Origin of the sequence: Serratia sp. OS31 (genome assembly GCF_014164835.1) — a bacterium.
Lineage (GTDB): Bacteria > Pseudomonadota > Gammaproteobacteria > Enterobacterales > Enterobacteriaceae > Serratia > Serratia liquefaciens_A.
Map to the genome: position 1 here is coordinate 96,158 of NZ_JACJFQ010000001.1, position 24,061 is coordinate 120,218.

General features: G+C 56.5%; 23 protein-coding genes and 3 tRNA genes. 7 read left to right on the forward strand and 19 right to left on the reverse strand.

The genetic code is table 11. From position 1 onward, the window contains the following. Positions 1 to 37: 37 nt before the first annotated feature. A complete protein-coding gene (gene radA, locus H5P17_RS00415; protein WP_020825123.1) occupies positions 38 to 1,423 on the reverse strand; it encodes a DNA repair protein RadA in 1,386 nt (461 codons plus the stop codon). Between the two features lie 64 nt (positions 1,424 to 1,487). Beyond that, positions 1,488 to 2,465: a phosphoserine phosphatase gene (serB, locus tag H5P17_RS00420; RefSeq protein ID WP_020825122.1), complete on the reverse strand. Its 978-nt coding sequence runs from the start codon at positions 2,463 to 2,465 to the stop codon at positions 1,488 to 1,490. Between the two features lie 104 nt (positions 2,466 to 2,569). Here serB and H5P17_RS00425 point away from each other — a divergent pair, with 104 nt between their 5' ends. Next, the gene (locus H5P17_RS00425) at positions 2,570 to 3,256 is read left to right on the forward strand and encodes a YtjB family periplasmic protein (protein WP_182820703.1); all 687 of its coding nucleotides are present in this window, start codon (positions 2,570 to 2,572) and stop codon (positions 3,254 to 3,256) included. Positions 3,257 to 3,475: 219 nt separating this feature from the next. On the opposite strand, the gene yjjJ is transcribed toward H5P17_RS00425, so the two are convergent. From yjjJ to H5P17_RS00495, 14 genes are all read right to left on the reverse strand, one after another. Next, entirely contained in the window at positions 3,476 to 4,819 is a 1,344-nt protein-coding gene (gene yjjJ, locus H5P17_RS00430; protein WP_182820705.1) for a type II toxin-antitoxin system HipA family toxin YjjJ, read from the reverse strand. A 139-nt stretch (positions 4,820 to 4,958) separates the two neighbouring features. Then, positions 4,959 to 5,690, reverse strand: coding sequence for a purine-nucleoside phosphorylase (gene deoD, locus H5P17_RS00435; RefSeq protein ID WP_182820707.1), 732 nt, complete (start codon positions 5,688 to 5,690; stop codon positions 4,959 to 4,961). Between the two features lie 166 nt (positions 5,691 to 5,856). Further along, on the reverse strand, positions 5,857 to 7,080 hold the full coding sequence (gene deoB, locus H5P17_RS00440; protein ID WP_044554100.1) for a phosphopentomutase: 1,224 nt from the start codon (positions 7,078 to 7,080) through the stop codon (positions 5,857 to 5,859). A gap of 69 nt (positions 7,081 to 7,149) precedes the next feature. After that, on the reverse strand, positions 7,150 to 8,472 hold the full coding sequence (gene deoA / locus H5P17_RS00445; protein ID WP_182820709.1) for a thymidine phosphorylase: 1,323 nt from the start codon (positions 8,470 to 8,472) through the stop codon (positions 7,150 to 7,152). 68 nt (positions 8,473 to 8,540) lie between these two features. Then, the gene (gene deoC / locus H5P17_RS00450) at positions 8,541 to 9,320 is read right to left on the reverse strand and encodes a deoxyribose-phosphate aldolase (protein WP_182820712.1); all 780 of its coding nucleotides are present in this window, start codon (positions 9,318 to 9,320) and stop codon (positions 8,541 to 8,543) included. 366 nt (positions 9,321 to 9,686) lie between these two features. Next, entirely contained in the window at positions 9,687 to 10,964 is a 1,278-nt protein-coding gene (locus H5P17_RS00455; RefSeq protein WP_255477842.1) for a NupC/NupG family nucleoside CNT transporter, read from the reverse strand. 195 nt (positions 10,965 to 11,159) lie between these two features. Next, complete coding sequence (locus H5P17_RS00460) at positions 11,160 to 11,936, reverse strand: TatD family hydrolase (protein ID WP_182820714.1); 777 nt, start codon at positions 11,934 to 11,936, stop codon at positions 11,160 to 11,162. Beyond that, positions 11,933 to 13,054 carry a patatin family protein gene (locus H5P17_RS00465; RefSeq protein ID WP_182820716.1) on the reverse strand — a complete coding sequence of 374 codons (1,122 nt, stop codon included), beginning with the start codon at positions 13,052 to 13,054 and terminating at the stop codon, positions 11,933 to 11,935. Before H5P17_RS00465 ends, H5P17_RS00460 begins: the two co-directional genes overlap by 4 nt. Positions 13,055 to 13,064: 10 nt before the next feature. Then, positions 13,065 to 13,250, reverse strand: coding sequence for a stress response protein (locus tag H5P17_RS00470; RefSeq protein ID WP_037424142.1), 186 nt, complete (start codon positions 13,248 to 13,250; stop codon positions 13,065 to 13,067). Positions 13,251 to 13,308: 58 nt separating this feature from the next. Continuing rightward, positions 13,309 to 13,470 carry a DUF1328 domain-containing protein gene (locus tag H5P17_RS00475; protein ID WP_004857650.1) on the reverse strand — a complete coding sequence of 54 codons (162 nt, stop codon included), beginning with the start codon at positions 13,468 to 13,470 and terminating at the stop codon, positions 13,309 to 13,311. A 155-nt stretch (positions 13,471 to 13,625) separates the two neighbouring features. Then, positions 13,626 to 14,240 carry a molecular chaperone OsmY gene (gene osmY, locus H5P17_RS00480; protein WP_020825110.1) on the reverse strand — a complete coding sequence of 205 codons (615 nt, stop codon included), beginning with the start codon at positions 14,238 to 14,240 and terminating at the stop codon, positions 13,626 to 13,628. A 534-nt stretch (positions 14,241 to 14,774) separates the two neighbouring features. Then, entirely contained in the window at positions 14,775 to 16,364 is a 1,590-nt protein-coding gene (gene prfC, locus H5P17_RS00485) for a peptide chain release factor 3 (RefSeq protein WP_182820718.1), read from the reverse strand. A gap of 170 nt (positions 16,365 to 16,534) precedes the next feature. Continuing rightward, a complete protein-coding gene (rimI, locus tag H5P17_RS00490) occupies positions 16,535 to 16,978 on the reverse strand; it encodes a ribosomal protein S18-alanine N-acetyltransferase (protein ID WP_182820720.1) in 444 nt (147 codons plus the stop codon). Further along, complete coding sequence (locus tag H5P17_RS00495; RefSeq protein ID WP_020825107.1) at positions 16,923 to 17,360, reverse strand: DNA polymerase III subunit psi; 438 nt, start codon at positions 17,358 to 17,360, stop codon at positions 16,923 to 16,925. The genes rimI and H5P17_RS00495 overlap by 56 nt, the downstream gene beginning before the upstream one ends. A 156-nt stretch (positions 17,361 to 17,516) precedes the next feature. On the opposite strand from H5P17_RS00495, the gene rsmC reads away from it, so the two are divergent. Then, positions 17,517 to 18,560, forward strand: a complete 1,044-nt coding sequence (gene rsmC / locus H5P17_RS00500) for a 16S rRNA (guanine(1207)-N(2))-methyltransferase RsmC (RefSeq protein ID WP_182820722.1) — start codon at positions 17,517 to 17,519, stop codon at positions 18,558 to 18,560. 61 nt (positions 18,561 to 18,621) lie between these two features. On the opposite strand, the gene H5P17_RS00505 is transcribed toward rsmC, so the two are convergent. Beyond that, on the reverse strand, positions 18,622 to 19,614 hold the full coding sequence (locus tag H5P17_RS00505; protein WP_044554090.1) for an aldo/keto reductase: 993 nt from the start codon (positions 19,612 to 19,614) through the stop codon (positions 18,622 to 18,624). 132 nt (positions 19,615 to 19,746) lie between these two features. Between H5P17_RS00505 and H5P17_RS00510 the strand changes: the two genes are divergently transcribed. From H5P17_RS00510 to H5P17_RS00525, 4 genes are all read left to right on the forward strand, one after another. Next, positions 19,747 to 20,691 carry a LysR family transcriptional regulator gene (locus tag H5P17_RS00510; protein WP_182820724.1) on the forward strand — a complete coding sequence of 315 codons (945 nt, stop codon included), beginning with the start codon at positions 19,747 to 19,749 and terminating at the stop codon, positions 20,689 to 20,691. A gap of 72 nt (positions 20,692 to 20,763) precedes the next feature. Continuing rightward, positions 20,764 to 20,850 (forward strand) — tRNA-Leu (locus tag H5P17_RS00515). A gap of 34 nt (positions 20,851 to 20,884) precedes the next feature. After that, positions 20,885 to 20,971, forward strand: a tRNA-Leu gene (locus H5P17_RS00520). Positions 20,972 to 21,015: 44 nt separating this feature from the next. Continuing rightward, positions 21,016 to 21,102 (forward strand) — tRNA-Leu (locus H5P17_RS00525). Between the two features lie 86 nt (positions 21,103 to 21,188). Here H5P17_RS00525 and H5P17_RS00530 read toward each other — a convergent pair. After that, a complete protein-coding gene (locus H5P17_RS00530; RefSeq protein ID WP_020825103.1) occupies positions 21,189 to 21,473 on the reverse strand; it encodes a DUF1435 domain-containing protein in 285 nt (94 codons plus the stop codon). A 263-nt stretch (positions 21,474 to 21,736) separates the two neighbouring features. On the opposite strand from H5P17_RS00530, the gene H5P17_RS00535 reads away from it, so the two are divergent. After that, a complete protein-coding gene (locus H5P17_RS00535; protein ID WP_044554088.1) occupies positions 21,737 to 22,810 on the forward strand; it encodes a GGDEF domain-containing protein in 1,074 nt (357 codons plus the stop codon). 17 nt (positions 22,811 to 22,827) lie between these two features. On the opposite strand, the gene fucP is transcribed toward H5P17_RS00535, so the two are convergent. After that, positions 22,828 to 24,057 (reverse strand): L-fucose:H+ symporter permease, encoded by a 1,230-nt coding sequence (fucP, locus tag H5P17_RS00540; protein WP_182820726.1) that lies wholly within the window; start codon positions 24,055 to 24,057, stop codon positions 22,828 to 22,830. Between the last annotated feature and the right edge of the window lie 4 nt (positions 24,058 to 24,061).

Genomic DNA, 24,061 nt, shown 5'->3' on the forward strand with positions numbered 1-24,061 from the left:
CTAAACAAAATAGCATAATCTGCGTACCCCATGGCAATTAATAAAACTGCTCCAACACGTCCAGCGCATCCGCCAGTTTCTTCACGCCAAACACCTGCATATTGGCCGGCGGTTTTTTCGGTACGTTAGCGTGCGGCACGATGGCACGCTTGAAACCGTGCTTCGCCGCTTCGGAAATACGTTCCTGACCGCTCGGTACCGGACGGATCTCCCCCGCCAGCCCCACTTCGCCAAACACCACCAAATCGTTCGGCAATGGGCGGTCACGCAGGCTGGACACCAGCGACATCAGCAACGCCAAATCGGCGCTGGTTTCGCTGACCTTCACCCCACCGACCACGTTAACGAACACGTCCTGATCGGACATCTGCAATCCGCCATGGCGATGCAGCACGGCCAACAGGATCGCCAATCGGTTTTGTTCCAGACCGACCGCGACCCGCCGTGGGTTAGACATCATGGAATGATCCACCAGCGCCTGAATCTCCACCAGCAACGGCCGCGTGCCTTCCCAAACCACCATCACCGAACTGCCGGAGGTCACCTCGTCACCCCGGCTGAGGAAGATGGCGGACGGGTTGCTGACCTCACGCAGGCCCTGCTCGGTCATGGCGAACACGCCCAGCTCGTTCACCGCACCAAAGCGGTTTTTGTGGCTGCGCAGAGTACGAAAACGCGAATCGGCGTCGCCGTCCAGCAGCACCGAACAGTCGATGCAGTGTTCCAATACTTTCGGTCCGGCCAGCGAACCGTCTTTGGTGACGTGACCGACCATGACAATCGCCACGCCGCGCGTCTTGGCAAAGCGCGTCAGATAAGCCGCCGTTTCACGTACCTGCGCAACGCTACCCGGCGAAGATTGAATATCCGCCATGTGCATCACCTGAATGGAGTCGATCACCATCAGCTTCGGCTGTTCCTGCTCGGCGATCAGGCAGATCTGTTCGATGCTGGTTTCCGACAGCATATTCAGGCCGCCGGTCGGCAAACCGAGGCGATGGGCGCGCATGGCGACCTGCTGCAGCGATTCCTCGCCGGTGACGTACAGAGTTTTCATCTGCTCGGACAGTTTGCACAGCACCTGCAGCAGCAAGGTACTTTTCCCTGCGCCAGGGTTGCCGCCGATCAGGATCGCACTGCCCGGAACCACCCCGCCGCCCAGCACGCGGTCAAACTCAAGGAAACCGGTGGAAAAACGCGGCAGCTCTTCCAGGCTGATGTCCGACAGCTTTTGCACCTTGCTGATACCGGCATCGCCGGCGTAACCGCTCAGGCGCTCGTTGCGAGAAGAGGAAGACACGGCAGCCAGACGCACTTCTGTAATGCTGTTCCAGGCGTGGCAAGCGCTGCACTGCCCCTGCCAGCGCGGATAATCTGCGCCGCACTCATTACATACAAACGCCCGTTTTGCTGCTTTTGCCACTGATTACCTCTGCTTTATTACCACATTGCCGCTGACGGGCGTCATCGCCGTGTCAGGGGCCTACTTAGCGAACTTCGTGTTTCAGGCTGCCGGTCAACACGCACAGCACGCCCATAAGATCGGCATGGCGAATCGACACCTGCGCCTTCTCATACACTTTAGGCTTGGCGTGATAGGCAATGCCCAACCCGGCAACCTGCATCATTTTCAAATCGTTGGCGCCGTCGCCGATGGCGACAGTTTGCTGCGGTGGAATGCCCAGCTTTTCCGCCAGTGCCACCAGCGTATCGGCTTTGAACTGCGCGTCCACCACCGGCCCCAGCACCTCGCCGGTCAGCTTGCCGTCGCGGATCTCAAGCTCGTTAGCCACCACGGCCACCAGCTTCAGTCTGTCACGCAGATATTCGGCGTAGTAGGTGAAGCCGCCGGAGGCAATCGCCACGTGCCAGTCCATCGCCTGCAGCTTGCGCACCAGGTTGGTCAGTCCGGACATCAGCGGCAGCTCGTCGCGCACCTGTTTGAGGATATTGGCATCGGCGCCTTTCAGCGTGCCGACGCGCTGACGCAGGCTGGCAGTAAAGTCCAGCTCGCCGCGCATCGCGCGTTCAGTCACTTCCGACACCTGCTCACCGACGCCCGCCAGTTTGGCGATCTCGTCGATGCATTCAATTTCAATCGCGGTGGAGTCCATATCCATCACCAGCAACCCGGGGGTGCGCAGGTGAGGGATCTTGCCCAGCGGTGCCACATCCAGCCCGCTCTCCGCCGCCAGCGTTTTGGCGCGTGCCGTCAGCGTGCCCGCCAGACGCACCACCTGATAATCCTCCACGCACCAGGCGGTGACGATCACCATCGCCGCACCCAGCTTGCGCTGGAAATCGGTAATGCGCGTTTTGTTCAGTTCTCTGCCATATAATAGCCAACCGGTATGACCCGCCCGATAATCCAGCGGCATCACTTCGTCACCGCTCAGCGAAAGGGGAAGACCCGGCCATTGAGAGATCTCAGCCGGGAGATCGCAATAGGTCAGACTATTCGACATCCTTAACTCCTGAAAAAACACTGCATGATAAAACGACGCATCAAGCTATCCTATCGCCATTGCTTCTGGCAACATAAAGTGTCCAAGATGCCCAAGGAACCTGCATGGCCCGCGCTAAACTGAAATTCCGCCTGCACCGCACCGCTATTATCCTGATTTGCCTGGCTTTGCTGGTGCTGTTGATGCAGGGCGCTTCCTATTTTAGCCTGAGTCACCAATTGGCGCGATCCGAACAGGTGGAAGAGCTGGCGCAAACGCTGACCAAACAGGTGGCATCCAGCCTGGCCCCCCTGATGGATGACGACAGCGACGTCGACAACCAACGCATCGACGCCATCCTCAAACAGCTTACCGACCACAGCCGCATTTTGGACGCCAGCGTCTATCAACTGGACGGGTCCCTGGTTTCCCACGCCGGTGAGCAGATAAGTATACGCGATCGTCTGTCGCTTGACGGTAAACGCGCCGGCAGCTACTTCAATCATCAACTGGTAGAGCCCATCGAGAACAAAGACGGACCGATCGGCTTTATCCGCATCACGCTGGACACCCACGTGCTGGCGACCGAATCCAAACAGGTGGATAACACCACCAACCTGCTGCGTCTGATGATCCTGCTGGCGCTGGCCATCGGCATCATCCTGGCGCGTACCCTGCTGCAGCACCGTCGCAGCCGTTGGCAGCAGTCCCCGTATCTGTTAACCGCCAACACGCCGTTGGAAGAAGGTAATACGGTGGAAGATGACGATGACGAACGGCCGGAAGAAAAGAAAGAAGAGAAGAAGCCCTAGGCTAGACCGCTGACAAAGCCCGTTATTAGGGAGAGCGTGCCGTAGGGGTCGTAGCGGCTTGCCCGCCGACCCATTTGCCGGGAGCAAATGGGAACGACTTCCAGTCGGCCCGTAGGGTGGGACACATGGACGTGTCCCATAATGGCCCCTCGGTGCGCTAGGCCCGGGTATCTCAGGCTCAAAGACTACTTTGTCATCAAACTCAGCCCTAGGCTCCCTCTAAGCCATGCGCTGGATATGTTCGTTCAGCCCTTGAACCTGCATCAACATCTGGTCGGCAACACCACGGAACGCCTCGCTGATCAGCTCATGCTGTGACGTACGTTGCCAGAACGCCAGCGCCATCAATTCCGCCTGCCGCCAAATAGCGCCGCTGACTTCATGGCTCAGCCGAATTTCCAACGCGGTGTGCCGCATATTGCCGCTGCTGGTTGGAGCAAATGCCATCGGCAACATATCGTATAACGGCGCCAGCGCCACCGGCCGCTGTTCAGGGCGCAAGAACGATAAATTACCCTGGTGCATATCACTATTGGCTATCAATCTGCCGAATGCCCAATACAGAGCCATTCGCTGACAGGTCGGACGGTCGATCACACCTTGCCGCAGTAACCCCTTGGCGGCAGTGGCCCAGTTAACATTGCCGCTCCCGCTGAATTCGGCATCCAGGGCTTCCAACGAAACCATCGCCACCCGGCCAAACTGACCTATGCGATCGAACCGCTCGATCTCCAGAAAACATTGCCGGTCCTCACCCTGCAGGATTTCACCCTGTGCAGCAGGAAATCCGGCTTCCGCCACAACCTGCAACGCCAGTGATTCTGCGATCAGCAAATCACTCCAACGCTGAGCATTCGGGTTTTCCGGCGCCGTACTGAATTTCACCAGCACATGACCGCATCGATCATCCTTCAGTTCGGCATAGGCGATAAACTTGGGTTGCTCTCCGCCTGCAGAAGACCCGACCAGTTCCCCTGCCAGCGCCAGCTTCGCCAGCTGCGCGTAGCGGATTTTTTTATCCGTCATCGGCACGGCTTCCTGCGGACTCCGGGCCAGCCAGCGTTGATAACTGCCATTACCGGGCAACAGACTGCCACTCATGTCATCCCCAAAGTGACAAACGGCTACCAAGCGCTGTTCTTCGCTCCATAGCAAGGTATCTTCCGGCAGCCGCAAAACATGCGAGATGGCCTTCCCCCACGCCCGACCAAGAAAACCTGTCGGCCGCAGATCATTAAGGTACCAAGGCAATCCATCATAGAGGTGCCATTCGCCATTTTGCTCATTGTGGACCGCATAACTCTCCGCCGGATAGACAGGATAAAGCGTGGCCAGCTTAGAGACCTTGCCCTGCTCGTTCACCTGATAGAGTGGAAAATGCGTCTCCCCCCCCACAACCCTGCGCAATGCATAGCGGGTGGCTCGACCTTTACCCATAGTCAGTACCGCCTCCGCCAGCGTATGGATGCGGCGCGACAGCGTCGGTTGGCTGATACCCAGCGCATCGGTGAGTGCTTTCGACGCGGCGGGCCCCTTACGCAGAACTTGCTCGAGGCTAGTCATAGATGAATAGATGAGTGAATAGATTGGTGAATAGAGTAATAGCGCTAATTATCTATAAGGTAAAGCATTTCAAGAAAATGAGGGGAGTACGATGAATAGATTAGCTGGGGCGCAGCAGAACGCTGCGCCCGCAGTATGATTAGGCTTTGTCGCCCAACAGCACAGATTCCAGCGCGATAATGATCATTTCATTAAAGGTGGTTTGACGCTCTGCTGCGGTGGTCGCTTCGTGACGCAGAATGTGGTCGGAAACGGTACAAATGGTCAGTGCCTTGGAACCGAACTCTTCGAACAGCTCAGCCGCCACGCCGTAGATGCCGGCCGCTTCCATTTCCACGCCCAGGATGCCGTACTTCTTCATCACCTGGAACATATCCGGATCCGGCGTATAGAACAGATCAGCGGAGAAGATGTTACCTACGCGTGCCGGGATGCCCTGCGCCGCTGCCGCATCGACTGCGTTACGCACCATGTCGAAGTCGGCGATCGCCGCGTAGTCGTGATCCTTGAAACGCATGCGGTTCACTTTGGAATCGGTGCAAGCACCCATACCGATCACCACATCACGCAGTTTGATATCGTCACGCACCGCGCCGCAAGAACCCACGCGGATGATTTTCTTCACGCCGAATTCGGCAATCAGTTCACGCGCATAGATGGAGCAGGATGGGATACCCATACCGTGGCCCATTACCGAGATTTTGCGGCCCTTGTAGGTACCGGTAAAGCCCAGCATGCCACGCACGTTATTCACTTCCACCGCGCCTTCCAGGAAAGTTTCGGCGATGTATTTTGCACGCAGCGGATCGCCCGGCATCAGTACTACGTCAGCGAAATCACCCATTTCAGCATTAATGTGCGGCGTAGCCATAATTATCTTCCTTCAGAAATCATATTTAATAAAAACGTCAAACATCTAAGCCTTGAATTTCGAGTTGCAGCTAGGCAGCTAGCGGGTGAATCCCCAGGAGCTTACTTGAGTAAGTGACTGGGGTTCACTCGTGAAGCTAACAACGCTGCGGCTTGAAATACGGGGCTTAGAGCATGGATTTACCGTAGTCCATCGGCGACACGCCAAAATAGCTGGCTACGGTCTGGCCGATGTCGGCGAAGGTTTCACGGTGGCCCAACGAACCCGGTTTCACTTTCGGGCCGTAAACCAGGACCGGAATGTGCTCACGGGTGTGGTCGGTGCCCGGCCAGGTCGGGTCGCAGCCGTGGTCAGCGGTGAAGATAATGATATCTTCATCTTTCACCAGTTTCAGCAGCTCCGGCAGACGGCGGTCGAACAGCTCCAGCGCCGCGGCATAGCCCGCAACGTCGCGGCGGTGGCCGTAAGAGGAGTCAAAATCAACGAAGTTGGTGAACACGATGGTGTTGTCACCGGCTTTTTCCATTTCGATCAGGGTGGCGTCGAACAGCGCGTCGATGCCGGTAGCCTTGACCTTTTTGGTGATGCCCACGTTGGCGTAGATATCGGCAATCTTACCGATCGACACCACTTCGCCGCCCTTCTCGTCCACCAGCTTTTTCAGCACGGTTGGCGCCGGTGGCTCTACGGCCAGATCGTGACGGTTACCGGTACGCTGGAAATTGCCCGGCTTGTCGCCCAGGAATGGACGCGCGATCACGCGGCCAATGTTGTAACCGCCTTCGGTCAGCTCTTCACGGGCGATTTCACAGAGTTCATACAGACGATCCAGGCCGAAGGTCTCTTCGTGGCAGGCGATCTGGAATACCGAGTCGGCAGAGGTGTAGAAAATCGGCTTGCCGGTTTTCATGTGCTCTTCGCCCAGTTGGTCGAGGATCACGGTGCCGGAGGAATGGCAGTTACCGAGGTAGCCCGGCAGGTTAGCGCGCTCGACCAGCTTGTCCAGCAGTTCCTGCGGGAAGCTGTTGTGTTCATCGCTGAAGTAACCCCAATCGAACAGTACCGGCACGCCGGCGATTTCCCAGTGGCCTGACGGAGTATCTTTACCAGAAGAGAGTTCGCTGGCGTAAGCGTAGGCGCCGATGATGTCCGCATTGCGATCCAGCCCTTGCGGGAAGGTGCCGGTGGATTCTTCCGCCGCTTTGCCCAGGCCCAGACGGCTCAGGTTAGGCAGCGTCAACGGGCCCTGACGGCCAACGTTGGCTTCACCACGTGCGCAAACTTCGGCAATGTGGCCCAGAGTGTCGGAACCCTTGTCGCCAAAACGCTCGGCATCTTCGCTTGCGCCAATACCGAATGAGTCTAATACCATAATAAATGTACGTTTCATCATGCTCTCCTGCGTGTTCTCACGCTGTGGGCGACAGCGAAAAGGCCGCTGCCGCTCCTGATTCGTTAATTATTCCGTGATGCGCTTGTAGACCACAGGCGTCACTTCCGGCGCTTTGTCGCTCAGCACCATCGCACTGCGTACAGCGTCGGCCGCCTGCTGCCAGCTCTCTTCGTCGTTGGCGTGGATCACCGCCAGCGGCTGCTGGGTATCCACTTTGTCGCCCAGGCGTGCCATGCCGGTCAGGCCCACGCTGTAGTCGATGCTGTCGGTTGCACGGCGACGACCGCCGCCCAAAGACACCACCGCCATGCCCAGCGCACGGGTATCCATTGCACTGATGATACCTGTTTTCTCGGCATAAACCGGCTTGCTGAGGGTCGCGGCAGGCAAATAGCTGTCGTAGCGCTCGACGAAATCGGTCGGGCCCTGCTGTGCGGCGACCATACGGCCAAACACTTCTGCCGCTTTACCATTGTCCAGCACCGCCTGCAGTTTGGCACGCGCATCGGCATCATCTTTCGCCAGGCCACCGGAAAGCAGCATTTCCACGCACAGCGCCATGGTCACTTCCAGCAGGCGCGGATTGCGGTATTCGCCGGTCAGGAAGCGCACGGCTTCGCGAACTTCCACTGCGTTACCGGCGCTGGAGGCCAGCACCTGGTTCATGTCGGTCAGCAGCGCGGTGGTTTTGCACCCGGCGCCGTTGGCTACGCCAACAATCGCCTGCGCCAAATCAGCCGACAGCGCGTAAGTCGGCATAAAGGCACCGGAACCGACTTTAACGTCCATCACCAACGCATCCAGACCTTCCGCCAGCTTCTTCGCCAGAATAGAGGCGGTGATCAGCGGAATGGAATCTACGGTAGCGGTGATATCGCGGGTCGCGTAGAAACGTTTGTCCGCCGGGGCCAGCGAGCTGGTCTGGCCGATAATCGCCACGCCGACGTCCTGAATAATTTTGCGGAAGGCATTGTCGTCCGGGAAGATATTAAAGCCCGGGATCGCTTCCAGCTTGTCCAGCGTACCGCCGGTATGGCCCAAACCACGGCCGGAGATCATCGGCACATAGCCGCCGCAAGCCGCCACCATCGGGCCCAGCATCAGCGAAGTGACATCACCCACGCCGCCGGTGGAGTGCTTGTCGACCAGTGGCCCGTTCAGTGACAGGCTTTTCCAGTCCAGTACGGTACCGGAATCACGCATTGCCATGGTCAGCGCCACGCGCTCCGGCATGGTCATATCGTGGAAATAAATGGTCATCGCCAGCGCGGCAATTTGACCTTCTGAAACGACGTTGTCACGGATACCATTGATGAAAAAGCGGATTTCTGCTTCGCTCAACGGCTGACCGTCACGTTTCTTACGGATAATTTCTTGGGCCAGGAACAAAGCGTCCCCCTGTTTTAGCTAGAGTAGAGTGCAGGCCGGCGATCATCTCGCCTTGCCGACGTAATCGATCAGTAACCGCTGCCGGACGGCCCGGCACTGTGGCCCAGCGTCGTCAGCAGGCTGGCTAACAGACTGGAAGCCCCGAAGCGGAAATGACGCGCATCGGCCCAACCTTCGCCCAGAATACGATCGGCAAGTTGCAGATAATGCAGCGCGTCTTCAGCTGTGCGCACGCCACCGGCCGGCTTGAAGCCCACCGTTTTGGCAACGCCCAGATCGCGGATCACCGACATCATCAGCTCGGCGCTTTCCAGCGTCGCGTTGACCGGCACTTTACCGGTAGAAGTTTTGATAAAGTCAGCACCGGCGTTGATGGCGATTTCCGATGCTTTACGGATCAGGCTGGCCTGCTTGAGTTCACCGGTTTCAATAATCACTTTCAACAGCACGTTGGCCGCCTGGCAGGCCTGCTTGCACTGTTTGACCAGTTCAAAACCCACCTGCTCATTACCGGCGATCAGCGCGCGGTAAGGGAACACCACGTCCACCTCATCGGCGCCATAGGCGATAGCCGCGCGCGTTTCCGCCAGCGCGATTTCGATATCGTCGTTGCCATGCGGGAAATTGGTGACGGTCGCAATGCGGATGTCCGGCGTCCCCTGCTCACGCAGAGCCTTGCGCGCCACCGGGATAAAACGCGGGTAAATGCAGATGGCCGCGGTATGGCCGGCCGGGCTGTTTGCCTGACGACACAGCGCGATCACTTTTTCATCGGTGTCGTCGTCGTTCAGCGTGGTCAAATCCATTAAGGTCAGCGCACGTTGCGCTGCTGCGGTTAATTCGGTCATAAAACTCTCCAACTGAGAACCTGGGTGTTGGCGAGCGGACTTGGTTCCTTGAAGATAGCGCTGGGGAACGGGTTCCCACCGCGGCAACTGAGATCCTTCTCACCGCACATAACCCTTCGCATCGCGCAGGGTCAGTAATAGCTATTTGAACACGATCGCCGGAGGCAATTCGCGTTCGGGGTCACACTATATGAAATAGCACTGTAACAGGCCGGAATTATATGTGAAGACCATCACAAAATAACGCGATATCGTTCACAAATTCGCTAAAGAAACGGACGCGGGCACGGCACGCTGTGCACGTCTTAGAGTATAGGCGCTGTCCTGCAATAGGGCTCGCGGCGCTATCACAGGACAGGACCGGGGTTACAGCGCCAGGAAGAACCCGGCGATGGTTGCACTCATCAGGTTGGAGAGTGTACCCGCAGCCACGGCTTTCAGACCGAAACGAGCGATGTCGTGACGACGGTTCGGTGCCATGCTGCCCAGCCCGCCGAGCAGGATCGCCACCGACGACAGGTTGGCAAAGCCGCACAGCGCGAAGGAGATGATCGCCTTGGTGTGCGTGGACAACACCTGCAGACCTTCTGCCGCCACCACATCATCCGGACGCAGGTAAGCACCGAAGTTCATGTAGGCGACAAACTCGTTAACGATAATCTTCTGGCCGATAAACGAGCCGGCGGCCATCGCTTCATGCCAAGGTACGCCGATCAGGAAGGCGATCGGTGAGAACACCCAACCCAGTATCAGCTCCAGCGACAGCTGCGGATAATCGAACCAGCCGCCGATGCCGCCAAGGATACCGTTCAGCAAAGCGATTAACGCGATAAACGCCAACAGCATCGCGCCGACGTTCAGCGCCAGCTGCATGCCGGAAGCGGCACCTGAAGCTGCCGCATCGATCACGTTGGCCGGGCGTTCATCTTCTGCGATCAACTTCATCGCGTCGTCTTTATCGTGGGTTTTTTCGGTTTCCGGCACCATCAGTTTGGCGAACAGCAGGCCACCCGGCGCAGCCATAAACGAAGCGGCGATCAGGTATTCCAGCGGCACGCCCATCTGGGCATAGCCGGCCAGCACCGAACCGGCCACCGAGGCCAGGCCGCCGCACATCACGGTAAACAGCTCAGACTGGGTCATGGTGGCGATATACGGGCGCACCACCAGCGGGGCTTCGGTTTGGCCGACAAAAATGTTGGCGGTCGCCGACAGCGATTCGGTCCGCGAAGTGCCCAGCAATTTCTGCAAGCCGCCACCCAACACGCGGATCACCAATTGCATGATGCCGAGGTAATACAGCACCGCAATCAGCGAGGAGAAGAACACGATCACCGGCAGTACGCGCAGCGCGAACACAAACCCCCCGCCGCCGAAGACTTCAAACATCTTGTCGGAAACCAGGCCACCGAAGATGAAGGAGATCCCCTGGTTGCCGTAGGCGATCACGTTAGCCACACCCGCCGACATGCCGCCGAGAATCGCGCGCCCCACCGGAACGTACAGCACCAGTGCGCCGATGGCGATCTGAAGAACAAATGCCCAAATAACGGTGCGCAGGTTAATCGCGCGGCGGTTGCTGGAGAGCAGCACCGCAATGGCGATCAGCACCGCCATGCCGACCAGGCTCATGATGAGTTGCATGCAAAGTATCCCTGTTGCGAAAAAGAAATGCATCCCTGTCAGAGAGGAACACGGGGTTGCTTTAGAGTGATTTCGGGGTGCGATTATACGGAGCGAGGTAGTCCCCGCACCGATTTATGTCACAAATGCATACAACAAGAAGCAAATGAAAATCTTATAATGTGACAGGCATCACAGTTATTGCGTAACAGAGACCTAAAAGGTAAACAAGGCGTGGGTGTTGTGTTGCAGCTGGGCCGCAATCTGATCGGGAGACTCCGGGCGCAGCTGGCACAACACCTGGAAAACTTCAGCAGCACGTTCAGGGCGGTTGGGCTGCCCCTGGTAGCCGGCCAGCGGCATGTCCGGTGCATCGGTTTCCAACAGTAAGGAGGTCAACGGCAGTTGGGCCATCACGCTACGGGTTTTCTGTGCCCGCTCATAGCTGATGGTACCCCCCACGCCGATGTAATACCCCAGGCGGATAAACGCCTGCGCCTGGGACAGGCTGCCGGCAAAACCGTGTACCACGCCCCGGCGCGGTAGCTCAGCGCGACGCAGCATCGCCGCCAGCTGATCGTGACTGCGGCGAGAATGCAGGATCACCGGCAGGTCATATTCCTTGGCCAGCTTCAACTGGGCCTTCAGCACTCGCTGTTGTCGTTCGAACTGCGGGTTCTCCATATACAAATCCAGACCAATCTCCCCCACCGCCACCAGCTTCTGGGGTCGGCTGGCCAGAAACCCCGCCAACTGCTCAAGCTCCGCTTCCTGATGCTGGGCAATATACAGCGGGTGCAGCCCAAGGGCAGCAAACAGCGGCGGATAGTCGCGCGCCAGTTTTACCACCCGCGCAAAACGATCGGCAGTGACCGTCGGCACGATAATTCGCCGTACGCCGGCCTGTTCAGCCAACGCGAGGCTTTCGAGTTCATTTCCACTGAACGGCGGGAAATCGAAGTGGCAGTGGGTATCGATGAAGTCAGGATTCACAGCAGGCCACCTTCGCCCGGCGGCACATCACCCGGCAGAATAATCTCTCTCGCGGCCAGATTGGCCTCCGGCTGGGTCGACAGCTCACGCGGATGCGTCACGTCGGTCACAATCGGCGAAGGCATAATGACGTTCTCCGGCTGAATCAAACGGCGCGACAGCGCCTTCTTCACTTTCATACCGTCCAGTTTGTCCTGCTTGACCAGCCAGTGCCCGACGGTCGCCAGGAAATAGCGTCCGCAGCGACGCCCCAGGTGATAGTCCTGATTGAGCGACGCCAGCCGGCTGCCCAAGGCATTGCTGGCCAGCGGCTTCGGCGGGAAAATTTCAAAGATGCGCAGCTTGCCGGGCGGCTTCTCAATGAATTGCTGAATGCGGTGATAGCTTTGTTCATGGTGTTGAAGGATGCGCACCATCTGCTGCAAGCTGCTTTCGCTCAGCCAGTGCTCCATGCGCTTCATCCACTGTGGGGTGTAATACATCTGCGAAGGCACGGTACGGATCACCACGATGGTGTCTGCGCCGCGACGGTATGCCTCTTCGACCGGGATCGCATCGCTGATGCCGCCGTCCTGATAGCTGACGCCGTCCAGCTCCACGCCCATACGGTAAAAACCCGGAATGGCGCTGGATGCCTTGATCGCCGGTAGCCAACTGGCGCGCTGCGCCGGCAGGTAGGTGGGTTCAAAGTCATCGCTGCGGCAGGCGCACATCAAAAATTCACGGCCATCGGTCAGGTGCTTTTCCGCCACGTCCATCGCCAGCGGCAGCTGCTGCGAGGTGGTATCTATAAGCCAGTCGAGATCGATCAGATGCCCACCGCGTACAAAACGCAGCGGGTTAAAGAATTCAGCGGAGGTGGTGTAACGGGTGATCACGCGTCGCGCATAGCCCATCTGACCACAAATAAAGGCCGAGAGGTTTTGCGCGCCGGCAGAAGTGCCGATCATCAGATCAAAAGGGTTAAAGCGGGCACGCTGAAACTCGTCCAGCACGCCGGCGGTAAAAATGCCGCGCTGCCCGCCCCCTTCACACACCAGCGCCATTTTACCGGGCCGGTATGGTTTATACGCCAGCGGTTCTATATTGCCGAGCGTGATGGGTATTCTGTATCCCAACCCTGCATCCTCAGTGAGACGTTTTACCCGAGGATACCTCGTCTTGCTCTCTTCCGTAATCCTCTTGCAGTACGCCAGAGAGGCAGTCATTGCTTCCCATCAGCCAGATGCAGTCATTGTCGGACCACTCCGCCAATGCCTGACACACCCGGCCCTTCAACTGTTTCCAGCGTCCGAGGATGATGTCGCTATTCATGACTGACCTCCCTGCGGTGAGAAAAGGAATTAAGCTTTGTTACACTTTGAGAGAAAAGCTAAGGACGTCGGCGGCCGGTAAACAGGCTGACCAGGAACAGAATGATCCCCACGACGAAGACGATTTTTGCAGCCCAGGCGGCGGTACCCGCCAAAGAGCCGAAACCTAACGCCGCAGCAATCAGTGCGATGACTAAAAAGATAATGCCCCAACGAAACATAAGCTTCTCCTTACCATAGTGAAAAAACACATCGCAACCCGTGCCCTTTTCAGGCTCTTCCAGGTTGCCGGTCAGTTTCTTTTTTTGATGGTGCATCCCGGGTTAACCTTTTAGCCAACCCAGGATTTGGTGCTTGTTGTTACGCGTACTTAAACTTACGGCTTAACTACCAGGTCGTTTTTAACGCTTTTCACGCCGTCGATCGCTTTGGCGATGCTTTCTGCACGCTCAGACTGCGCCTGAGTTTTCACTTCACCGGAAAGCTGTACCACACCGTCGGTGGTTTCCACTTTCACATTGCGTGAAGGCACGATGTCATCGGCCAGCAGTTTGGCTTTCAGTTCGCTGGTGGTCGCGGTGTCACCGGCGTAAGCCTTCACGGACTGTTTGCTTTCGTCTTTCACGTGCAGCTTGTCGCTGACGGATTTGACGCCTTCGACTTTACCGGCCACTTCAACCGCATGCTCGGCCTGCGCCTGGCTGCCGACAAAACCGCTCAGGGTAACGGTACCTTTTTCCGTTTTCACCGAAATATCGCTGCTGGTAATGGTTTTATCATCCACCAGCGCACTTTTAACTTTAGCCGTTGTTGCGCTGTCATCCATGTAGCCGTCAACTTTTTTCATGGAGCTATCGATTTTGGCACCCGCGCTATCAGCGGCACTCGACGCTTTGTTGAGCAGCGTATCTTCAGCCAGCGCGCTGCCACTAACCAGAACGGAACCCAAAACAACAGCCATCAGTGATTGTGCAAATTTAGTATTTTTCATCGATCTCTTCCTTTGGTTATGGATCCAAAATGATTGCGGATCCTTCAGTCGCCATAACGCGACTCACTCAGTGAATACTTCACGATTTCTATACGTTCAAACATTCACGCTAAGACGATTGTTGCCACACCAGGATTATTGCAACGGCTGTGCCAACTTTAAAATAACCTTATAAATCAATAACAAAACAAAATTTGATTACTAATCGCCCTAAAAACTGTCGCCTATTGACGACAACACCGATCAGTTAAATCAGGGTTAAAGCTATGTTATTGATATTCATCAATTCACACTGTCTCTGATTGGCAACAGTACCGAATAACTCGCTATTACCATGACAAAAAACAGTGAATTACGCTTACCGTCTGGGTGAGGCCCTATTAAATATAGACCATATGACAGAAAAAGCAGGAGGTGCCGGGCAGATGCTGGCGGATGCGGGAAGCAGGTGAAACTGATGAGGGGGATTTATTAATTAGCAGAATAGGGTGAAGCAATGTAACACAGGGCGCCCTAAGGCGCCCTGTCGTTCTGTTAGTGTTCGCGCGTTTTGCGGAACACCACTTCAGGATAACGTTCCTGAGTCAGATTCAGGTTAACCATGGTTGGCGCGATGTAAGACAGGTTGTCGCCCCCGTCCAACGCCAGGTTAAGCTCGTTCTTACGCTTGAACTCTTCGAATTTCTTCACGTCGCTGCATTCCACCCAGCGCGCCGTAGAGACGTTGACCGACTCGTACAAGGCTTCGACGTTGTATTCGCTTTTCAGACGCGCAACTACCACGTCGAACTGCAGCACACCCACCGCGCCCACGATCAAGTCGTTGTTGGCAATTGGACGGAAGACCTGCACCGCCCCTTCTTCGGACAATTGAACCAGGCCTTTCAGCAGCTGTTTTTGCTTCAACGGATCGCGTAGGCGAATGCGGCGGAACAGCTCCGGCGCGAAGTTCGGGATACCGGTGAACTTCATGTCCTCACCCTGGGTGAAGGTATCGCCAATCTGAATGGTGCCGTGGTTGTGCAGGCCAATGATATCGCCCGGATAGGCTTCTTCCACGTGCGAACGGTCGCCCGCCATAAAGGTCAGGGCGTCAGAGATCACCACATCTTTACCGGTGCGTACCTGGCGCAGCTTCATGCCTTTCTCGTAACGGCCGGAAACCACACGCATAAAGGCCACGCGGTCGCGGTGTTTTGGATCCATATTGGCCTGGATCTTGAACACGAACCCGGTGAATTTCTCTTCCGCAGCCACCACTTTACGGGTGTTGGTATCACGCGGCATCGGCGCCGGTGCCCAGGCGACCAGACCGTCGAGCATGTGGTCCACGCCGAAGTTACCCAGCGCGGTACCAAAGAAGACCGGGGTCAAATCGCCGCTCAGGAAGGCTTCATGATCGAACTCGTGCGAAGCGCCTTGCACCAGTTCCAGCTCTTCACGCAGCTGCGCGGCCAGATCTTCGCCCACCGCGGCGTCCAGATCTGGGTTATCCAGGCCTTTGACAATGCGCACTTCCTGAATGGTGTGGCCTTTACCGGTCTGGTAGAGGTAGGTTTCATCCTTGTACAGATGATAAACCCCTTTAAACAGCTTGCCGCAGCCGATAGGCCAGGTGATAGGCGAACAGGCGATTTTCAGTTCACGCTCGACTTCGTCCATCACTTCCATCGGATCGCGGATATCGCGGTCCAGTTTGTTCATAAAGGTCAGGATCGGCGTATCGCGCAGACGGGTTACTTCCATCAGCTTACGGGTACGATCTTCAACCCCTTTCGCGGCGTCGATCACCATCAGACAGCAGTCGACGGCGGTCAGGGTACGATAAGTATCTTCGGAGAAGTCTTCGTGCCCTGGGGTATCCAGCAGGTTAACCAGGCATTCGCGATACGGGAACTGCATCACCGAGGTGGTGATCGAGATACCACGCTGTTTTTCCATTTCCATCCAGTCGGATTTGGCGTGCTGGTTTGAGCCACGGCCTTTTACCGTACCGGCGGTTTGGATCGCCTGTCCGAACAGCAACACCTTTTCGGTAATGGTGGTTTTACCAGCATCGGGGTGCGAGATGATGGCGAAAGTTCTTCTTTTCGAGACTTCGCGGGCAAATTCACTAGGAGACATGTTTTTCAGATTCTACAGTTAGTCCGCCCTGCGAAAACATCAGAACGCGCCGCGCACGGCGCCAGGCAAAGCGGTAAATAAAAGATAATAGCCGGGCATTTTCGCTGATTTGTCAACCGGTGACAATCAATGCTTTTCCCGGCGGGAAGAAGTTAAAACCAAGACGCCGGCTAGGCCAGCGGCAGCGCCATGACAATGGCGTCTTCACGCCCATTGGCGCTCGGATAGTAATTACGGCGGACGGTCACTTCGTTAAAGCCGAGATCTTCATACAACGCAATCGCCGCGCGGTTGGAGGCGCGCACTTCCAGCCACAAAGTGACCACATCGCGGGTTTCCAACTGTGCAATCAAGGCTTCCAGCAACTGACGGCCAAAGCCGCGACGTTGCCAGTCGGGGTGAATGGCGATGTTGAACAGCGTGGCCTCATCCAGCACGATCTGGGTGATGGCAAAGCCCGCCATCTGCCCGTCGGCGTCCAGTTTCAGGTTAAGGTAACGATCGCCCTGATTGCTGGTAAAGGTGGCTTGCGTCCAGGGAAAGGCGTGACTGGCTTGCTCAATCTTGAAGGCCGTGGCCAGATCGGCCGCGGTCAGGGTAGAAATACTGTTCATGATGACAAATCTGCTGCCAGAGTGCGCGTTTGGCACCCGCATCGAGAGAAAGCTCGGCCAGCGCCGGGCTGTGTAGCTGTGCGCCGGCCACCGCGAGCGGCTCCGCAACGCCCAACCGCCAACTGTTGCATTCGGTATCTTCAGGCAGCATCGCCACCTGATCCGGCGTCAGGCCGTAGGTTTGCGCCGGCGTCAATCCCAGGCTGCGCAACACGTCGCAAAACAGCGGATCGTTATGCTCAGGCAGTGCCTGCGCCACGATCAACAAACGCACTTCGGGCGGCAGGCTGACCGCTACTTCGCCCTGCAACACGCCCGGGCGGCGCAATGTCCACTGCGTAATACCCAGTTGTTGTAACAGCCAGTCGCGTTTTGATGCCATGCCGATTCCTGTCAGGATCTAACCGTTGTGGTGCGCCATGCCTGCCATGCGCCGCGCTATGCTAACAAACCCGCGCGGCCTGCGCCAACAAACCCGTCGAACATATCGCCACAAAGCTCTATAATCCCCGGTCTAATTTCTAGGAGCCAAAACCTGATGTCTGCATTAACCCCCGCCAGTGAAGTTATGCTGCGCCACAGTGATGAGTTTGTCGAACGCCGCGTTCTGTTTGCCGGTGACCTGCAGGACGCCCTGCCGGCCCAATTCGAGGCCGCGGATGTGCGTGTCCATACCCAGCAGTACCATCACTGGCAGTTACTGAACCGGGCGATGGGCGAAAACGTGCAGTTCGGGCTGACCGTGGACGCCGCGTTCGTCGCCGAGTGCGATACGCTGATCTACTATTGGCCGAAGAGCAAGCAGGAAGCGCAATTCCAGCTGTGCAACATTCTGGCCCTGCTGCCGGTCGGCGCAGAAGTGTTCGTGGTCGGTGAAAACCGCAGCGGCGTACGCAGCGCCGACCAGATGGTGGAGGACTACGCAACGCTGGTGAAAATCGACAGCGCCCGTCGCTGTGGCCTGTATCACGGCCGTCTGGATACGCAGACCGAATTCAACCTGGAAGACTGGTGGGAAAGCTATCAGCTGCACGATCTGGAAGTGAAAACCCTGCCGGGCGTGTTCAGCCGCGACGGGCTGGACGTCGGCAGCTCACTGCTGCTGTCGACCCTGGAAAAACACATGAAAGGCAAGGTGCTGGACGTGGGCTGCGGTGCCGGCGTGATGGCTTCCGTACTGTCCAAACTGTCGCCGAAGATGAAGCTGACCCTCAGCGACGTTAACGCCGCCGCCGTAGAATCGAGCCGGGCAACGCTTGCCGCCAACGGCATTGAGGGCGAAGTGATCGTCAGTAACGTCTATTCCGACATTAGCGGCCGTTTCGACCTGATCATCTCCAACCCGCCGTTCCATGATGGCCTGCAAACCAGCCTGACCGCAGCAGAAACTCTGATCCGTGGAGCATTGAAGCATCTGCCGATCGGCGGCCGCCTGCGCATCGTGGCCAACGCCTTCCTGCCGTACCCGGACATTCTGGACGCCACCTTCGGCAGCCATGAAGTGCTGGCACAAAATGGCCGCTTCAAGGTGTATCAGGCGACCGTAGCCCGTGCGCCGCGCGATACCAAGAAAAAGAAGTAACGGCGACCCGCTAACGCGTCTCCGTATCAGGGCGCAGCGTTTACACGCTGCGCCCTTTTTATCAGCCGTTGATATAGGTCATCGACTCCGTGCCATAGCGTGCGCCCGCCGCGGCCTGCAGGGGGAATACCGCCTCAATGGCCGCCAGTTCGGCGGCGCTGAGCGTCAATTCGGCGGCTGCGATATTCTCTTCCAGATAGCGACGGCGTTTGGTGCCAGGGATCGGCACAATATGCTCACCCTGCGCCAACACCCAGGCTAACGCCAACTGCGACGGCGCAACGCCTTTCTGCTTAGCCAGCTCGGTCACTTTTTCCACCAGAGCCAGATTGCGCGCAAAGTTTTCCCCCTGAAAACGCGGGTTGCTGCGACGGAAATCGTCAGCGTCCAGATCTTCCGGCCGTTGGATCGCCCCGGTGAGAAAACCGCGCCCCAGCGGGCTATAGGGAACAAACCCAATCCCCAGGCGTTCACAGGCCGCCAATACGCCCTGTTCGGCATCGCGTGTCCACAATGAATACTCGGTCTGCAACGCGGTAATCGGATGCACTTTATGCGCACGCTCCAGCGTGGCGACCGAAGCTTCACTCAGCCCGATATAACGGATCTTGCCTTCGTTAATCAGCTCCGACATCGTGCCGACCACCTCTTCAATCGGCACTTCGGGATCGACGCGGTGCTGGTAATAAAGGTCAATAACCTCGACCCCGAGACGCTTCAGACTACCCTCCACCGATCGGCGGATATACTCCGGTCGGCTGCTGACGCCCCGCGCAGCAGGGTTGGCCGGATCGCGCACAATGCCAAACTTGGTGGCCAGAAAGACCTGCTGCCGCTTGCCTTTGATCGCTTTGCCAATCAGCTGTTCATTGGTGTGCGGGCCGTACATGTCGGCGGTATCCAGCAGAGTGACCCCTAACTCCAGCGCACGGTGCAGCGTGGCGATAGCTTCTTGTTCATCGTGAGCGGTCGAATAAAAATCACTCATCCCCATGCAACCCAACCCCAGAGCGGAAACCAGCGGGCCAGTGGGACCTAATTTGCGTTGTTGCATTGTGTTGCCCTCTTGCGGTTTTTATCAGCGAAGATGCTGATGCAACAGAGTCTGGTTGTTTCGCCTAAAAAGATAAATAATGCAGATTACTCATCACTGTTCATAAATCACTAACAATACGGAGCGGGCAAGATGGACCAGATCCAGGCCATGCGCATTTTTACCCGTATCGTCGAACTGGGCAGTTTCAGCCGGGCGGCGGAGCGCTTGCAGTTACCCCGCGCCACGGTCAGCAATGCGCTTAAGCGGCTGGAGCAGCGCCTCGGCGTGCGCCTGCTGCTGCGCACCACCCGTCAGGTACAGGTGACCAGCGAAGGCACGCTTTATTACCAGCGCTGCGTACAGCTGCTGGGCGCACTGGAAGAAGCGGACACGCTGTTCAGCCACCAAAAACTGCAGCCCTCCGGCAAAGTGCGTATCGATATGCCCCATTCGCTGGCGCGCGAAATCGTTATTCCGGCATTGGATGACTTTTACCGGCGCTATCCGGATCTGACCCTGGCATTGGGTGCCAACGACACCCACGTGGATTTACTGCGCGAGGGTGTGGATTGCGTGCTGCGTGCCTGGGAAACCGAAGATGACAGCCTGGTGGCGCGCCGCATTGCCATGTTGCCACAGCTGACCTGCGCCTCCCCTGCCTACCTGGCGGCGTTCGGCGTGCCGCAGTCGATTGACCAGCTGCAGCATCACCTGGCGGTGGGCTATTTTTCCCTCGCCAGCAACCGGGATTATCCGCTGGAGTTTTGCCGCAACGGCAAAGTGGAATTGCGCGAGTTGCCCGCCAAACTGAGCGTCAGCGGGGCTGATGCCTACACCAGCGGCTGCCGCGCCGGCATGGGGCTGATACAGGCGGCACATTATTCGCTGGCACCCTGGCTGCAGAAAGGAGAATTGATCGAAGTGTTGGCGGAAACCCCACCGCCGCCGATGCCCATTTACGTCATGTATCCCCCTGGCCGTTTCCTTGCGCCACGGGTCAGGGTGTTGATTGACTGGCTGATTTGGCTGTTTGAACGCTATCAGTCACCCAAAACGGACATTTTTCCAGCAAACGCCCGCAAACAGGGGAAATAACTATTGACGTACCCGCCAAAATCTCTAGAATTCGCCTCCGTGGTAACGTTACTCCGGTAATGTATCTGGTATGCGAAGGTGGCGGAATTGGTAGACGCGCTAGCTTCAGGTGTTAGTGTCCTTACGGACGTGAGGGTTCAAGTCCCTCTCTTCGCACCAAATAACCACATGATTTATATTGCACAGCATCAATGCGAAGGTGGCGGAATTGGTAGACGCGCTAGCTTCAGGTGTTAGTGTTCTTACGGACGTGAGGGTTCAAGTCCCTCTCTTCGCACCAAGCTGGTGATATAAATCGAAAGCAAAATAAAGATTATCGGCTGTGCGAAGGTGGCGGAATTGGTAGACGCGCTAGCTTCAGGTGTTAGTGTTCTTACGGACGTGAGGGTTCAAGTCCCTCTCTTCGCACCAATCGATAAATCTCTTCGAAAGTCCCCCTCCAAAGCCATTCCCAATCGAAACGATAACCAACACGCGATAGCGTGATTTTTGCGTTTTTATCCCAGATTGAAATTCAGGCTGATCGCCGCCAATCCCCCAGCCAATGCCATGCAGGAAGGCAGCAGCAGATAATGCCGCCAGCGGCTGTTGAACAACATCACCAGCGTCGCCAGCATGGCGATCACAATCAGCGTACGCAGTTGCATCATATCCAGGTTGATCAATGCCAGTAACGGCATTAAAGCGCAGGGCAACAAAACGCCCCAGGCGCTGGCCAGCCGATTGCCCAGGCACCAGCTGACGCCCCACAACCCACACGCGGTAATCATGGCTGCAATCATGATAACCCTACCCTTCAAGTGATAATGATAACCAATATCATATACCACTTTTTTTCACTGCGCATCATTTTCACCGCAACCACCAAACGCGGATGACATAACGGTGTAAAAATGATAGTTTGCCATAAGAAAATTCTTAGTCTAATTCGCATGTGAATAATCACAATCAACAACCATACAATGCGGATGTTTAATTCACGCCGAAAGAATTTTTCGCCACCTTAATTTTTCGACAGATCGATTTTGTGAAGAGTGAACTCCGTATGAACGCGCGTTCTTATCAGGAACTGCTGAACAGCAAGCACCGCTTATCATTATTTTTATTTTTGTTGATGAACGCTGCCTCTTCCATATTTACATTATTGGTCCCATTTAATGACAAGCCCGCTTTTACCCTACCTTTATTAGGTATACCGATATTTTGTCTGGTGGCGCTGTTATTTACCTTGCAGTCTCCACGGTTATACGTCAAAAAATTGAATCTATTTTCCTGCGTGCTCGGCCTGCTGTGGGCAGCGCATATTTACGTTAAAAGTCAGTACTGTGCGCCGAACAATCAAAGTTTTCTATTAATTAGTCTGTTCAGTATGTTTTTTATCAGCGCCATTGCCTTAACCGATAACTTTATCGCTTTTTGCCTGCACGCCGTGCCTTCCGCCCTGGTCATTCTATTACTGGACGGTATGCACAATACCACCAGGATCGTATTCACTACTATATTGCCGATTATCGCATTCTCTATTCATCACCTGATGCTCAAACGCAGCGAGCTTTTTACCCAAACGCTGGTGGCCAATCTGTATAACGAGCGGGATAGATTCAGCAATTTGAGCATGATCGATCCCTTAACCGGGCTTTATAACCGCCGGGGACTGGAAAATAAAATCAATATGCTGACGGTGCCGCCGTCGGGTTGTCATTTCGTGGTGTTACTCGATATCGACCATTTCAAGGCTTATAACGATAACTATGGTCACACCATGGGCGATCAGGCGCTGGTTCAGGTTGCCATCACCATCCGCGATTCGGTGCGTTCTCGCGATATTGTGGTGCGCTACGGCGGGGAAGAGTTTCTGGTGCTGCTGACCAACGTCAGCGAGGATTACGCCACCCAGTTGGCCGAACGGGTGCGGCTGCGGGTGCAGGGATTAAAAATTCCTCATCGCTTCAACCAATTGGAAGCCACTACCGTGACGCTCAGCGCCGGAATCTCCGCACTGGACAAGCTGGACGTGTCCTCGGCGATCCGCGCAGCCGACGCCGCGCTGTATCAGGCGAAAAACAACGGCCGCAATAATATCCAGCTGGCACCTAGCGTGCAGCCCGCCGCTGTCTGAGCCGACGGGCCGGGGGCTTAGCGACGGCGCTGCTGCAGGCCGTACACAAACACCACGCCGAAGCACAACAGCGGCAGCACATACGACAGTGCCGTACTGTATCTGTCCGCCAGCGCCCCCATAAAGTAAGGCATGATGGCCCCCCCGACGATCGCCATGATCATAAAGGAGCTGGCGCGCTTGGTGTGTTTGCCCATGTTTTTCACCCCCAGGGCGAAAATGGTCGGGAACATGATCGACATAAAGAAGAACACCGCGATCAATGCCACCACCGAGACCCCATCCAGGCTGAGCATCACCACGCCACACAGCACAATGTTAATCAGCGAGTAGATCATCAGCAACGTGGCCGGCTTGACCCTGCCCATCAGCCAGGTGCTGAAGAAGCGCCCGACCATAAAGCAAATCATGGCGATTGAAAGCAGGTAGGACGCACTTTGGTTGGACACTTCGTTCCAGTGTTCGGTGGCGTAGTTGATAAAGAACGCACCGACGCCAACCTGCGCTGCTACATAGAAGAACTGGGTAATCACTCCGCTGACAAAGTGCCGGTGCTGCCACAACCCCTGAGCGATTTCGCCGTGTTCCGGTTGCTCTTCCTCACGAATGTCCGGCAGCCGGGTACGGCCAAACAAAAAGGCAATCAGCAGCACCAGCACGGCGATCGCCACATAGGTCATCTTCACCGCGCTCTGGTCGCCGCTGCTCGCCCCTTGGGTGGCAGAGAAAAACAGCGTGCCGCCGATCATCGGGCCGATAAACTGCCCCAGACCGTTAAACGACTGGGAAAGGTTCAGCCGCCGTTCAGCCCCTTTAGCGTCGCCCAATACCGTGGCATAAGGGTTGGCCGCCGTTTCCAGACAGCCCAATCCGCAGGCAATGACAAACAGCGCGAACAGGAACATGGCGAAGCTGTTGGCGGATGCCGCCGGCACAAACAGCAAAGCCCCCAGCGCATACAGGCACAGCCCGACCAAAATACCGGCCTTGTACCCTTTCTTATCCATAAAATAGCCGGCGGGCAGCGCCACCAGGAAGTAGGCGCCGAAATACGCTGCCTGCAACAATCCCGACTGCGCTTTGGTAACGTGCAATGTCTCCTGGAAGTGTTTGTTTAATACGTCTAACAGGCCATACGACAGCCCCCACATAAAGAACAGGCTAGTGACCAGTATAAAAGCCCAGCGCAGGTTGGCGGTTGACTTGACGCCCAGCGGTGGCGGGGCCGCACTTTTTTCAGCAAGCATTGAT

What these genes read in the sequence shown, in the direction of transcription:
- rimI (WP_182820720.1), bottom strand. Translation starts at nt 16,978, where the DNA reads ATGAACAGTATTTCTACCCTGACCGCGGCCGATCTGGCCACGGCCTTC.
- rsmC (WP_182820722.1), top strand. Translation starts at nt 17,517, where the DNA reads ATGTCTGCATTAACCCCCGCCAGTGAAGTTATGCTGCGCCACAGTGAT.
- H5P17_RS00510 (WP_182820724.1), top strand. Translation starts at nt 19,747, where the DNA reads ATGGACCAGATCCAGGCCATGCGCATTTTTACCCGTATCGTCGAACTG.
- deoD (WP_182820707.1), bottom strand. Translation starts at nt 5,690, where the DNA reads ATGGCTACGCCGCACATTAATGCTGAAATGGGTGATTTCGCTGACGTA.
- fucP (WP_182820726.1), bottom strand. Translation starts at nt 24,057, where the DNA reads ATGCTTGCTGAAAAAAGTGCGGCCCCGCCACCGCTGGGCGTCAAGTCA.
- H5P17_RS00475 (WP_004857650.1), bottom strand. Translation starts at nt 13,470, where the DNA reads ATGTTTCGTTGGGGCATTATCTTTTTAGTCATCGCACTGATTGCTGCG.
- H5P17_RS00505 (WP_044554090.1), bottom strand. Translation starts at nt 19,614, where the DNA reads ATGCAACAACGCAAATTAGGTCCCACTGGCCCGCTGGTTTCCGCTCTG.
- deoB (WP_044554100.1), bottom strand. Translation starts at nt 7,080, where the DNA reads ATGAAACGTACATTTATTATGGTATTAGACTCATTCGGTATTGGCGCA.
- H5P17_RS00495 (WP_020825107.1), bottom strand. Translation starts at nt 17,360, where the DNA reads ATGGCATCAAAACGCGACTGGCTGTTACAACAACTGGGTATTACGCAG.
- H5P17_RS00530 (WP_020825103.1), bottom strand. Translation starts at nt 21,473, where the DNA reads ATGATTGCAGCCATGATTACCGCGTGTGGGTTGTGGGGCGTCAGCTGG.
- H5P17_RS00535 (WP_044554088.1), top strand. Translation starts at nt 21,737, where the DNA reads ATGAACGCGCGTTCTTATCAGGAACTGCTGAACAGCAAGCACCGCTTA.
- yjjJ (WP_182820705.1), bottom strand. Translation starts at nt 4,819, where the DNA reads ATGACTAGCCTCGAGCAAGTTCTGCGTAAGGGGCCCGCCGCGTCGAAA.
- serB (WP_020825122.1), bottom strand. Translation starts at nt 2,465, where the DNA reads ATGTCGAATAGTCTGACCTATTGCGATCTCCCGGCTGAGATCTCTCAA.
- prfC (WP_182820718.1), bottom strand. Translation starts at nt 16,364, where the DNA reads ATGTCTCCTAGTGAATTTGCCCGCGAAGTCTCGAAAAGAAGAACTTTC.
- osmY (WP_020825110.1), bottom strand. Translation starts at nt 14,240, where the DNA reads ATGAAAAATACTAAATTTGCACAATCACTGATGGCTGTTGTTTTGGGT.
- H5P17_RS00425 (WP_182820703.1), top strand. Translation starts at nt 2,570, where the DNA reads ATGGCCCGCGCTAAACTGAAATTCCGCCTGCACCGCACCGCTATTATC.
- H5P17_RS00455 (WP_255477842.1), bottom strand. Translation starts at nt 10,964, where the DNA reads ATGCAACTCATCATGAGCCTGGTCGGCATGGCGGTGCTGATCGCCATT.
- H5P17_RS00470 (WP_037424142.1), bottom strand. Translation starts at nt 13,250, where the DNA reads ATGAATAGCGACATCATCCTCGGACGCTGGAAACAGTTGAAGGGCCGG.
- deoC (WP_182820712.1), bottom strand. Translation starts at nt 9,320, where the DNA reads ATGACCGAATTAACCGCAGCAGCGCAACGTGCGCTGACCTTAATGGAT.